The organism is Pedobacter sp. N36a (genome assembly GCF_014472395.1).
Taxonomy (GTDB): domain Bacteria; phylum Bacteroidota; class Bacteroidia; order Sphingobacteriales; family Sphingobacteriaceae; genus Pedobacter.
In genome coordinates this window covers 89,929-102,724 of sequence record NZ_JACSZW010000006.1, presented here as the reverse complement: position 1 = coordinate 102,724, position 12,796 = coordinate 89,929, and the positions used below count along the sequence as shown (strand labels likewise).

Annotated in this window: 12 protein-coding genes; 5 read left to right on the top strand and 7 right to left on the bottom strand. The window is 42.0% G+C overall.

Going from position 1 to position 12,796, the window contains the following annotated elements; all coding sequences use genetic code 11:
- The first annotated feature begins 22 nt into the window (after nt 1-22).
- Complete coding sequence (locus H9X96_RS13475; RefSeq protein WP_187666799.1) at nt 23-913, top strand: hypothetical protein; 891 nt, start codon at nt 23-25, stop codon at nt 911-913.
- A 33-nt stretch (nt 914-946) separates the two neighbouring features.
- The gene (locus H9X96_RS13470) at nt 947-2,458 is read left to right on the top strand and encodes an OmpP1/FadL family transporter (RefSeq protein ID WP_187666798.1); all 1,512 of its coding nucleotides are present in this window, start codon (nt 947-949) and stop codon (nt 2,456-2,458) included.
- 103 nt (nt 2,459-2,561) lie between these two features.
- Here the strand turns inward: H9X96_RS13470 and H9X96_RS13465 are convergent, their stop codons facing one another.
- The gene (locus H9X96_RS13465) at nt 2,562-4,388 is read right to left on the bottom strand and encodes a UbiD family decarboxylase (RefSeq protein ID WP_187666797.1); all 1,827 of its coding nucleotides are present in this window, start codon (nt 4,386-4,388) and stop codon (nt 2,562-2,564) included.
- A 43-nt stretch (nt 4,389-4,431) separates the two neighbouring features.
- On the opposite strand from H9X96_RS13465, the gene H9X96_RS13460 reads away from it, so the two are divergent.
- A complete protein-coding gene (locus tag H9X96_RS13460; RefSeq protein WP_187666796.1) occupies nt 4,432-4,587 on the top strand; it encodes a hypothetical protein in 156 nt (51 codons plus the stop codon).
- A gap of 63 nt (nt 4,588-4,650) precedes the next feature.
- Here H9X96_RS13460 and H9X96_RS13455 read toward each other — a convergent pair whose 3' ends face one another.
- Entirely contained in the window at nt 4,651-5,130 is a 480-nt protein-coding gene (locus H9X96_RS13455) for a Dps family protein (RefSeq protein ID WP_187666795.1), read from the bottom strand.
- 184 nt (nt 5,131-5,314) lie between these two features.
- Here H9X96_RS13455 and H9X96_RS13450 point away from each other — a divergent pair, with 184 nt between their 5' ends.
- Nucleotides 5,315-6,562: a LysM peptidoglycan-binding domain-containing protein gene (locus tag H9X96_RS13450; protein WP_187666794.1), complete on the top strand. Its 1,248-nt coding sequence runs from the start codon at nt 5,315-5,317 to the stop codon at nt 6,560-6,562.
- Nucleotides 6,552-7,199, top strand: a complete 648-nt coding sequence (locus H9X96_RS13445; RefSeq protein WP_187666793.1) for a uridine kinase — start codon at nt 6,552-6,554, stop codon at nt 7,197-7,199. The genes H9X96_RS13450 and H9X96_RS13445 overlap by 11 nt, the downstream gene beginning before the upstream one ends.
- Before the next feature lie 72 nt (nt 7,200-7,271).
- Here the strand turns inward: H9X96_RS13445 and H9X96_RS13440 are convergent, their stop codons facing one another.
- The 5 genes from H9X96_RS13440 to H9X96_RS13420 are packed head-to-tail and all read right to left on the bottom strand — an operon-like array spanning nt 7,272 to nt 12,736.
- On the bottom strand, nt 7,272-7,931 hold the full coding sequence (locus H9X96_RS13440) for a 3-oxoacid CoA-transferase subunit B (RefSeq protein ID WP_187666792.1): 660 nt from the start codon (nt 7,929-7,931) through the stop codon (nt 7,272-7,274).
- An 8-nt stretch (nt 7,932-7,939) separates the two neighbouring features.
- Complete coding sequence (locus H9X96_RS13435) at nt 7,940-8,641, bottom strand: CoA transferase subunit A (protein WP_187666791.1); 702 nt, start codon at nt 8,639-8,641, stop codon at nt 7,940-7,942.
- A gap of 48 nt (nt 8,642-8,689) precedes the next feature.
- Nucleotides 8,690-9,787, bottom strand: a complete 1,098-nt coding sequence (locus tag H9X96_RS13430) for a sorbosone dehydrogenase family protein (protein WP_187666790.1) — start codon at nt 9,785-9,787, stop codon at nt 8,690-8,692.
- Between the two features lie 47 nt (nt 9,788-9,834).
- The gene (locus H9X96_RS13425; RefSeq protein ID WP_187666789.1) at nt 9,835-12,207 is read right to left on the bottom strand and encodes an endonuclease MutS2; all 2,373 of its coding nucleotides are present in this window, start codon (nt 12,205-12,207) and stop codon (nt 9,835-9,837) included.
- A 10-nt stretch (nt 12,208-12,217) separates the two neighbouring features.
- Nucleotides 12,218-12,736, bottom strand: coding sequence for a DUF4296 domain-containing protein (locus H9X96_RS13420; RefSeq protein ID WP_187666788.1), 519 nt, complete (start codon nt 12,734-12,736; stop codon nt 12,218-12,220).
- Nucleotides 12,737-12,796 lie beyond the last annotated feature (60 nt).

The following is a 12,796-nucleotide window of genomic DNA, read 5'->3' as shown; positions in this document are numbered from 1 at the left end:
CACACAAACAACACATATAGTTATGAAACCTAGACATTTATTCACCAGTATGCTGGCTGTGACAACCATAGTTGTTGCTTCCTGCTCTGCGCCAAGGTATGCGCAGCAAGGTGCCCAAGCGGATGATGTGTACAACTCTAATGTTAAAGCACAAATTTACACCCCACAACCAAGAGTAGTGGCACAACAACAGTATTACGATTCAAACGATGAATATTATGGTACCAGTGATCCTTATTATGACATGGATTACTCTTCCCGTATCAATAGATTTTCTTATGCCAGTCCATGGAGATCTTACTACGATCCCTATTTTGACGGTGGCTTCGGTTACGGAGGATATGGTTATGGTGGCGGACTTTCTTTAGGTCTTAGCTTTGGCTCTGCATGGGGCAATCCATACTACGGATGGGGCGGTGGCTTCGGTTACAACCCATGGTACCCAGGATGGGGCAGCGGTTTTTATCCAGGTTGGGGCGGTGGCTTCTATCCAGGATGGGGCGGTGGTTTCTATCCAGGATGGGGTGGCGGCATCATCGTTGGTGGTGGCAGCAGGTATAATAACGCACCAAGACCGTCAAGAACCATGAACGACAGAAATTATGCCAATGGCAGTTCTTCAAGAGGTTCTGGAAACATGAGAAGCGACAGAAACGGAAACGTGATTTCACGTGGAAGCAGATCAGATTCTTATATTCCTAACAGAGAACAAGGTGTACAAAGACCAGGACGTATACAATCAATTGATAGCAGACAAGATCAACAGATGAGACCTTCAAGAGACAGCTACAGACCACAGCAAAATCAGCCAACTTATACTCCATCACGTGGTGGAGACGCAGGCGGCAGATCTTCAGGCGGCGGCAGCGTCGGCGGTGGTGGCGGTAGATCTTCTAGAGGTGGAAGAGGCTAATCAGGTCCAATTATTATCATTCAGAAAACAAACATGAAAAAAATTCTATCCTCCTTAGTGGTTATAGTAACCACTACAGGTTCTTTATATGCTCAATACGCCCCTGATGCCCTGAGATTCTCTCAAACAAATTATGGCAGTACCGCCCGGTTTAAAAGTATGGGTGCTGCGCAGATTGGTGTAGGCGGCGACATGAGTTCATTAGGTGGCAACCCTGCTGGTCTTGGTCTATTCACCAAATCAGAGTTTAGCTTTACCCCGGAATTCAATATGATGAAAGGAAAAGCGGAATTCCTCGGAGAACAAACGAACTCTTCAAAAAACAGGCTGAACCTGAACAATGTGGGTGCGGTATTTTTTAACCCAACGTTCAAACCTAAGGGAACCGATCCAACTAAAGGTGTAGTGAGTACTGTTTTCGGCGTAGGCTATAGCCGTAATAATGACTTCACCGCGAACTTCAAATTTAATGGTACCAATACCCAAAGTTCTATTAACAATTATTTCGCAGAAGAAGCCAATCGTTTTGCTTCTGGAGATCCAACCACTTTGGATAACTACAGCATAGAGAAAATGGCTTACGATAACTATTTAATCAGCTATGTACCTGCATCTGGTACCCAAAGTGATTATTATACACCAACCACAACTGGTCCATACCGTCAGAGCCAATCGGAAATCAGAACCGGATCTACTTCAGAAATGAACGTAGGTGGTGCCCTGAACATTTCTAATAAAGTATATGTGGGTGGTAGTTTGAATTTTGTGAGTTCAAGATATGTAAGCGAGCGTGTATTCACTGAATCCGGATACAATAACCACCCGGACATCAACAGCAACTACACTTCAACTTACCAGCTTAATTCTGATGTTAAAGGTGCAGGTTTCAATGCGCGTTTGGGTATAATCGTTAGACCAGATGCAAACCTTCGTATAGGTGCAACTTTCCAAACGCCAACATGGATGTATTTCGATGATGTTCAGGCGCATACTTTAACGACTAATTATGCTGCAGGTGGAAAACCGGGGATTTTCAGCAATACCCCAGGTATTTCTGGCTTGACTTACCAATTACGTACCCCATTAAAAGGATCGCTGGGCGCAAGTTATGTGATCGCTGGCAGAGCTTTAATTTCTGCAGATGTTGATTACATCGATTATTCTACGATCAAGTATTCATTGGATCAGGATAATAACCAGGGTGCGATCATGTCAGCAAACCAAAGCATCAAAGACAATTACCAAAGCACCGTAAATTATAGATTTGGTGCAGAGTATAAAGTAGACAATGCCATCAGTTTAAGAGCTGGTTATGCTAATAATGGCAGTTATTCAAAAAATGATACGAAGTCATATTTTGCAACTAACGTTTACTCAGGTGGTCTTGGATACCGCGTAGGTAACTATTCTCTAGACCTTGCTTACCAACGTATAGAAGGTAATGTAGACTTAGACAGCTACCTGTTAAACAATTTCCAGGAGCCGGTTGCGAACATCAAAACCAGCAGAGACAATGTATTTTTAACGTTCGGTGTGAGGTTCTAAACTCCCCAAAAAGATATGTCTATAGGATATGGTACAAAAAAAGGGAAGCTGATCAGCTTCCCTTTTTTTGTACCATTTATTTAATGGTGGATTTATGATTTGCTTAAAAGTCGCCAGCTTTAAAAAGCCCTGCAAATCTTTCAATGTTCTTTTCTACCTCCGCATCCTTGATCAATTCCGGTGCATGGTGAGGCTTCTTACGTGCATCAATAATTACCGGACCTGTGCATCCCCAATGTTTGTTTGCTGTAAAAGCACCAATGCCATGAATATCTACCGCAGGGTTACTTCTTGTAAAGGTAATCCATACCAGGTTATTGATGTTTTGCGCAGTAAAGACGCTGTTGTCACATAAAACAATCAAGGCAATTCCTGCAAAGTCCTGATCTGTCATCTCTGTATTTAAAGCATCGATTTCCTTTACTGCAGCAGCATGACTCAGGTAAGGAGCAGCCTGAACCGCCATTACCCCTGGAATCGCCATTTGAGCAGTATGGAACCCTTCCGGTAAAGTGAATCCAGCAGGAACTACTTCCGATAATTTTCTGCGTACTGGTCCAGCAGCTGCAAATACTACTTTAGAACCACTATTCAAACCTGCTCCGCTATAGTCTAAAGTATCGATAGTCGTATTGGTATGGAAATGCAAATCTGTTCTGAAATCCATTCTGGACAAAACATGCTGCATAAAACCAGAAAGATCATGCGTACCTAAAGTCTCCTCATCTTCTCTGGCCGCAATAAATAGGTATTTAGCCAGACTCAGCTGGTTTTTACCTAAAATATGGTTGGCGATCGTCAGTATCTCCTGAGGCCTGCGTTCCTTAAGAAATGGCGTATAACGCTCACTTCCAATCGCGAATAATAAAGGGTGAACCCCTGCCGCATCTACTGCATTCAATTCCTTTAAGCCATGAATTTCTTTCGGCAGGGCCGATCCGGCAATCTCATGAATCAAGGCACCAAAGCTGGTATCCTCCTGCGGAGGTCGGCCCACTACAGTGAAAGACCAGATCGCATCCTTGCGATGATACACATTGTGCACCTTCATTAATGGAAATGGATGGGTTAAACTATAATACCCCAAATGGTCTCCAAAAGGACCTTCAGGTTTGTTTTCTTGCGGATAAACCGTACCAGTGATCACAAAATCGGCATCTGCAGAGATACAGAACCCTTCTTCATCATAAAAATACCTGAACCTTCGGTTACCCAGCGCACCGGCAAAAGTCATCTCTGAAAGTCCTTCTGGTAAAGGCATGACTGCTGCCAAGGGATGTGCTGGTGGGCCGCCTACAAAGATACTGACCTTTAAAGGCTGGCCTTTTGCATTCGCTTTCGACTGGTGTACACCAATTCCGCGATGGATTTGATAATGCAACCCTATTTCTTTATCCTGGATATAATCATTACCGGCAAGCTGAATCCGATACATCCCCAGATTGGCATTCATAATTCCCGGCTTCTCTATGTCTTCTGTATAAACCTGCGGCATGGTCACAAAAGGACCGCCATCCATAGGCCAGTTCACAATCTGTGGCAAAGCACTGATGGTGGTTTTACTAAATGTAGATTTAAAAGTTTGTTTAAGAGGTAAAGCAGTCAGCGCAGTCAGGGCAATTCCCGGAATCTGAAAAGGTTTCTTTATGGCGCTCATCGGATCAAACTTCAATCCTACCAATTGCTCCACTTTATCCAGGCTATCCCTGAACATAAATTTTGAACGCTCCAGCGTACCAAATAGGTTGGATACTGCTGGGAAAGGACTTCCCTTCACCTTTTCAAAGAATAAAGCGGGCCCTTGCTGCTCGTAAACGCGCAGATGGATAGCCGCCATTTCCAGATATGGGTCAACTTCTTCTTTAATCCTGATTAAATGGCCGTGTTTTTCTAAATCGGCAACACATTCTGCTAAACTTTTATATCCCATTTCCTACCAAAGGTATTAAACTATTATTATCTGGCCTAAAACCATGCTGCAGAAAAACCGTAAATTACATTACTTTTATAAAAATAAAAGCTCCGCTGCTAGGGAAGACATTAAAACCGCGGAAGATGATGACCTCGAAAAGCTGACGACAAACTTTCCTGAAATGCACATGGTGATGAGGAAAGTGATGGAGCTTTAAATAAAAAAGCCACTCCCCAAATATGCTGGAAGTGGCTACTAGACCATTAGGGGGAATGATCAATTATTTTTTACCGCAGAATGAACGTAACATCCAGGTATTTTTCTCCTTAAACTGCATGAATCTATTCACCATGTCATTTGTACCGTCATCACCCGCATTCGCCGTAGCATCCAGCAGTTCGCGTTCCAACTGAATCAGATGTGCCATGTCGGATAGAATCTCCTCCACCATGTCCATATCTTTCATTCCAATAGTGTTCACCTCTTTAAGAGTAGATTCTTTAATATAGTCAGCAAAACGGCTATGAGGTGGCTTGCCTAAAGTAAGAACACGTTCAGCAATTTCATCAATTGTTAACTGAGCATTGGTATATAATTCCTCAAATTTAATGTGTAAGGTAAAGAAGTTCTGACCTTTTACATTCCAGTGACAACCTCTTAATTTCTGGTAATGCACGTGATAATTAGCCAGATAGTCATTCAGCATGTCCACTACAGGTTTCACTTCTTTCTCATTTAAACTGATTTCTTTTGCGTCCATAGTATATATTGTTTTATTTTTGTCCGATTATAGGATTTGCCTATACAACAACACGAAAATTAAATGGTTTTGAAAAATGTTATTTTGACGTACAATACCCCTTTGGAATCAACGTTAGATATTCAAAATTCCCGCTTTCTTTTATTATTCGTATAATTGCTCATTAAATTTAACAGAGACATTAATGTATAAATATTATATAGTATCGTTATTTGCAGTGCTTTTAAAACTACCCACTGCCAATGCCAATACCAATACAAGGGATTCTATAGGAGTAGAAAACCGGAATGGCAAAAAGTTAATTATCCATGAGGTAGCTGCTAAAGACACTTATTACGCCATTGGCAGAAGGTATAATGTGACACCGAAAGACATCATGACTTTCAATGACAACAAGTTCCTCCAGATCGGTGTGATCATTAAAGTACCCACCAATATCCCGTTCACTGGCCCTGCAGCAGAGAAAACACCGTTAAATGCAGCCAAGAAAAATAGCATTCCGAAAAAGAATGGAAACACAGACCCTGATGGAATCTTCATAGAACATACCGTTCAGAAAAAAGAAAATCTAGGTATGCTGGCGAAGAAATACGGCACGACCGTAGAGGAGATCAAAAAAATCAACAACCTCAAAACCATTAACCTGTCTATCGGACAAGTATTAAAAATGCCGGCAAATGAAGGTACAGCCGAAGAAACCACTGCAGCTGCAGCCGTAACGCCAACAGTTGTTGCTCAGCAGCCTGTTAAAGCAGAAAAGACTGTTCCTGCCGATACGAAAAAGAAAGAGGAAATTCTGATTCCTATTTTCCCGAAAAAACAACAGAATCCAGCCGCAGCTACTCAAAATCAACCTGTAGCAATCAATGTTCCTGATCGTTCGGAAGACTTTATCGAACATACCGTAGCTTCTAATGAAACACTTTACTCCATTGCTACCCGTTACAAGTTATCGATGGACCAGGTAAAAGCTAAAAATAACCTCACTGGTTACTCTTTAAGAGTTGGCCAGAAATTACTAATCAAAGGACAATACCCACAAAAACCAGTTCCAACGGCAAACCACCAGCCGGAGAATCCAGTGGATACTTTGAATTCTATAAAAAATCCGTCATTAAGGTTGCCAGCCAGCAGATACGGCTTAAACCAAATGGACGAAAAAGGAACAGGAATATGGATTGCAGATCCGGATCTTGATCCCTCAAAAATGTTGGTATTGCATCGCAGTGCACCAATTGGAACGGTGATGAAAATTACCAATCCAATGAGCAACAGGTCTACCTTTGCAAAGGTAGTAGGTAAATTCACGGAAAATGAATCTACTAAAGATGTGATCATTGTGATGACTAAAGCAGTAGCGGACGCGTTGGGTGCTATAGATAAAAGATTTTTTTGTAATTTAACGTACGGTGGACAAGATAATGAACAATAAGCCATTTATCATTGGTATTGCGGGGGGAAGTGGTTCCGGTAAAACCTTTTTTTTAAATTGTTTCTTACATCATTTTAAGAACGATGAAGTAACCCTGGTTTCTCAGGATGACTATTACATTCCTGTGGGCGAATTGAGCCAGGAAGAAAACAAGCTTTACAATTTTGACCTGCCATCAACCATTGATGATCAGCAGTTTCTTTTGGACATCAAGAAATTGATCAAAGGAGAAGTGATTTATAAAAAGGAATATAGTTTCAATAATCCTTTAGCCATCACTAAAATTCTGGAAATCAATCCTGCTCCAATCATCATTGTAGAAGGACTTTTCATTCTGCATTTCCAAGAGATTGCAGCCTTATTAGACCACCGCATCTTTGTAGAAGCAGAAGAATCTGTTGCTTTAGCACGCCGCATTAAACGCGACGGTATGGAAAGGGGATATCCGGAAGACGATGTCACTTATAAATGGCACAACCATGTGGTTCCTGCCTATAAGGATTTCCTACTGCCATACAGAGAAACTTGTGATCAATTGATCACCAACAATTTCAATACACCTGATGACATCATCAAAATCACAGAGGACATCTCTGCTGATTTAAAAGTAAAATACTGCAAACATAAAGCAGAGTAAATAAAAAAGGGACGTCAGAAACGTCCCTTTTTTTATGATATGATATCCTCCTGTGATATTTTCGTTTTAGCATTAATTTAAGCTCATTTCCGGCACAGCATCATCCGCAAACAGCTTGCCCGTTGTGGCTTGTCTGATGTAATCTACGCTCACCCCAGGTGCTCTTTCGATCAGCTTAAATCCGCCTCCAGGCAGCACATCCAGTACCGCCAGTTCTGTGACAATTTTCTTAATACATTTCACGCCTGTCAGCGGCAAAGTGCAATTTGGTAGCAGCTTACTTTCTCCTGCTTTATTCACATGCTGCATGGCCACAATGATGTTCTTTGCAGAAGCCACCAAATCCATGGCCCCGCCCATTCCTTTCACCATTTTTCCAGGAATCTTCCAGTTGGCAATGTCCCCGTTTTCTGAAACCTCCATGGCGCCTAAAATCGTCAGGTCAATTTTCTGACTTCTGATCATCCCGAAACTTAAGGCGGAATCAAATATAGAAGAACCCGGCAAGGTCGTGATCGTTTGCTTTCCGGCATTAATCAGGTCAGCATCCTCTTCTCCTTCAAAAGGAAAAGGTCCCATTCCCAGTAATCCATTTTCCGACTGTAACACCACATTGATGCCTTCCGGGATATAATTGGCCACTAGTGTAGGAATACCAATCCCTAAATTCACATAAAAACCATCTTTAATTTCTCTTGCGATACGTTTCGCAATTCCGTCTTTATCCAACATATAAATGATTATTTTTTTGTTCTAACTGTACGCTGCTCAATTCTTTTTTCATAATTGGCACCTTGAAAAATGCGGTGAACGAATACACCTGGTGTATGAATCTGATCTGGATCCAGCGCTCCTGCTTCCACCAATTCTTCCACTTCTGCAATGGTGATTTTTCCGGCCATAGCCATTACCGGATTAAAGTTCCTGCTCGTTGACCTGAAGATCAAATTACCGGCAGTATCCCCTTTCCAGGCTTTTACGATCGCAAAATCCGCATCAAAAGCATATTCCATCAAATAATCTTTACCATTAAAGTTCCTGACTTCCTTACCTTCGGCTACTTCCGTACCTACTCCGGCAGGGGTGAAAATTGCAGGCATGCCATATCCTGCAGCCATACATCTGCTGGCCAGTGTGCCCTGAGGAATCAGTTCAACTTCCAGCTCACCGCTCAGCAGTTGACGCTCAAATTCCGCATTCTCGCCCACATACGAAGAAATCATTTTTTTTACCTGGCGTTTTTGCAGCATCAGACCAATGCCAAAATCATCTACGCCAGCATTATTGGATATACAGGTTAAATCTTTAACGCCCTTTTTTACCAGTGCGGTAATGCAATTCTCAGGAATCCCGCAAAGCCCAAAACCGCCGAGCATCAGGGTATTCCCATTCTCTATATCGCTGATGGCTTCATCAGCACCCGAAACTACTTTGTTGATCATATATATGGTTTTGCTACTAAATTATAGTATAAATCGTCTTCGAACAATTTATTTGGCGATTTCTATAATTTTATCATCTCCGCCATTGCTCGTTGTAAAATATAGCTTTCCTTCCGGAGATTGACAAATGGCACGGAGGCGTCCAAACTGGTTGACTAGAAAATCTTTAGTCCCCTCAATTTTATCGCCAGCAGCATTTAAACTCAGCTGTGTGAGCTTGGTTCCTTTCAAACTCAGCAATAATAAGGAGTTTTTCCATTGGGGGATATAATCTGAGTTGTAATAGGAAAGACTGGCTGTGGCGATCGTGGGCGTCCAGGCAAACATAGGTTCTGCCACATCATTCGCAGCACAGAAAGTTTGCTCTGCAGGTAGGTTACAGAAGCCTTCCACATTTGGCCAGCCATAATTACGTCCTTTGAGGATCAGGTTGACTTCATCATCATTGTTTGGCCCATGTTCTGAGGCATAAATCTTATCTCCTACCTGAATCAATCCCTGAGGATTGCGATGGCCAAAGCTCCATAATGGATTATTGGCAATGGGATTGTCAACAGGAATGCTGCCATCCAGGTTCAGCCGGAGGATCTTCCCGGATAATGAATTTTTATTCTGCGCATTGGCAGCGTTACTGGCATCACCTGTTGTAATGAATAATTTTTGATCCTTACTGATCATTAGTCTGGAGCCGTTATGGATACTGGAGGCAGGAATTTGATCGAGAATCGTGAATGGAGCAGCCAATGCACCATTACCATAAGTAAAACGCACTACTTTTTCCCGGTAATTGCTCCCCGTCCCATAATTATAGACCACATATACATAAGGATTCGTGGCGAAATTTGGGTCGAGCACCATGCCCAGCAACCCACCCTCCCCATTGGAAACTACATCAGAAATGTTGTGTAAAAGGGTGACTACACCCGTTTGAGGATTAACCCTGCTGATCTTCCCTCCCCTTTCTGTGATCCACAATTGCTGATCAGGGCCATAGATAATTTCCCATGGGAAGGCTAAACCGGCAGTCAGCACTTTTGTTTTCAATGCGGCATCAGGAAGCGGCGTTTCGGAGCCGCCAGATTTGCTTTTTTTACAAGCAGTAGTGCTCAGCAGAATCGCCAAAGCACTGATCATCAATATTTTCATAGGACATTGCTTTATCTGATAACAAGCAATGTCCTGAATATGTTTAACTAATTGAAATACACGTAAGTAATTCCATCGCCGCCTCTATCGGCATGTTCATCTTCTACGCGGTTCACCTGACTATATTTTCTCAGGTATTCACGGATCAGTTTCCTAAGGATACCATCTCCTTTTCCATGAATGATTTTGATGAATGGAAAACCCAGCATGATCGACTTGTCCAGGTATTTCTCTACTTCATGCAAAGCATTCTCGCCACGCATACCACGTAAATCCAGTTCAGCTGTAAAATTGCCAATTGCCTCAGAAATGCTGCCGGTATAAGAGTGATTTTGAACTGCCTTTTTAGCTTGTTTATTGCTGATTTTATACACTCTATTTTTCTTCAACACAGAACGTAAATCTCCTAACGCTACCACCAGGTTGTCTCTGTTAATTTCCAGTACCTGTCCGGTGGTTTCGCTATTGTTCAGCTGCACCCAATCTCCAACTTGTATCGGCGTATTTAAAGCCACTGCAACCTCAGGTTTCTTTTCTTCTTTCACCTGATTCTGTACCAATACCTTTTGCAGATTTTGACGCAGCTGTTTAGTGACGATTTTATCGGCCTGCTTGTCTTTAATCTCCGCAATGGTATTTTCTACCAGTTTATTGGCATTTTTGATGATCGCCTGTGCCTCCAGTTTTGCTTCTTTGATCAGCACCTTTTTGTTTTCATCTAAAAACAATTTCAGCTTTTCATTTTCTGCAACCAGGTTTTTCACTTTATTCTGCTGATTAGACAAATGCAGTTTTGTATCATAAATCTGCTTTTTCTCTCTTTCCAAATCCACCAGTAAGCTGTCAATACGATTCTGATTCGTGCCGGTTTTTGCCCTTGCCAGCTCTAGCACTTCTTTCTGCAGACCGATATTCTGCGCAATTTCAAAGGCATAAGAACTCCCTGGTTTACCCAGTTCCAACACATACATTGGCTTCATGCGGTCATTATCAAACAGCATAGAGGCATTTTCCAGGCCTGGAGTATTCCCGGCAAAGAGTTTCAGGTTTGAATAGTGGGTGGTAATTACTCCCCTCACTTTCTTATTGTTCAATACTTCCAACACTGCTTCTGCCATTGGCCCGCCAAACTGAGGATCAGTACCTGTACCAAACTCATCAATCAGCACCATCGTTTTTGGAGTGGCATGCGCTACAAAATGTCTCATTTTGGTTAAATGCGCACTGTAAGTACTCAAATCACTCTCAATGGACTGGTCATCACCAATGTCGGCGAAGATGTTTTCAAAGATTCCTACTTCACTGGATTCATGTACAGGAATCAGTAAACCAGATTGTACCATCAGCTGTAATAAACCAACAGTTTTCATACAAACCGACTTTCCACCCGCATTCGGACCGGAAACCAAGACAATCCTCAGCTCATCGGTCATGTGCACATTTAAAGGAACCACCGTCTTTTTATCCTCCTTAAAAGAAAGATATAAGAGCGGATGCCTCGCATTGATTAGTTTTAATCTGGCTTCTTTGACCAATACCGGCATATCAGCCTCGATATCAATCGAAAACAAAGCCTTGGCACGCACAAAGTCTAACTTTGTCAGGAAACCATGGTACGATAATAATAAAGGCGTATAAGGTCTTAAATCTGTAGTCAGCGCAATCAGGATCTTGATGATCTCTCTGCGCTTATCAAATTCCAGGTCTCTCAGTTTATTGTTCAGTGTAAACACCTCTTCTGGCTCCATGTAAACGGTTTGCCCGGAAGCAGACTCATCATGAATGAAACCTTTAAGTTTTCTTTTATTCTCCGCGAGGATCGGAATACACATCCTGCCATCTCTGATGGTTAAGCTACCATCCGCCACCCAGTTGTTGCCAACCGCGGTTTTATAAATGGAGTCCATCCGCTTTCTCACATCCTGCTCCGCCTTGGCAATGTCGCCAATGATCTGCTGCAGGGTACTTGAAGCATTGGGCTTGATTTTCCCTTTCGGGTCCAGCACCATTTCAATTCTTTTCAGGATATTTTTCTCTACTGGAAGGTGTTCCAATAGGGCTTCCAGGTTGGGATATACTTCTTTTCTTTCTTCAAAAAAGCGAAGTACTGAAAATACCGTAACCAGGGAAGCATACATCTGATGCAACTCTTCCTCTACCAGGTAAGTGCCTTCTACTTTAATTTTATCAGCTAAAGATTTGATGTCAAAAAATGTACTGATTTGCAGCGGCTCCTGATTTTCCAGGATACTTTTAAATTCATGAGTTTGACGCAAAAATTTATTGATCTGGTCATACTTCGTCATGACCTGCATTTTATCCACCATTTGCTGTCCCATCGGACTCAAACAGTGCTTATGTATAAGTTGTCGGACCTCACTGAAACCCAAACGCTCTAAACAATTCTCCGGATATAACATACTTATAATTCTAATTTGGGTACTTAAAAACCATCTTCGGCTGGATAAATTCCATAGCCTTTTTCGTGGTATCCTGCAGGCTTGTGGTATCCTTCAGCAAGAAACGGATTTTATAATCCGGTGATTTCTTAGCAATGGAATCGGCCGACAGTTTTAACTGTAATTCTAATTTATTCTTCTCGTTTTTCAGTGAGTCTGCTTTTGTAATGATGTCCCTCTGTCTGGTTAAATCATCTACTACGTTGGTATAAATGTCGGCCAGCAACTGAGGATTATTGTTGTAATAGGTCATGCTCTTCGCTAAAAGCGCAGAGTCAATCCCATATTTCTTGTAAATCCCTTTATAAAATGAACTGGCTACCTTTTTTGCGGAATCTAGTACCGGAATCGCAGATACATAGCCATCTACCACATGAATATCGCTCAATACACCCGGCATTTTATCCGGTTGGATGATGTCTTTAGGGATCCCCGGTTTACAGGCAGAAAACAGTAGAAAAAAGGATATTATATATAAAAAATTTCTCATTATGCTTAAAACATCATTATTTCTTAGCCAAAGTTCGCTAAGGTTCTTAATTTTACCAAA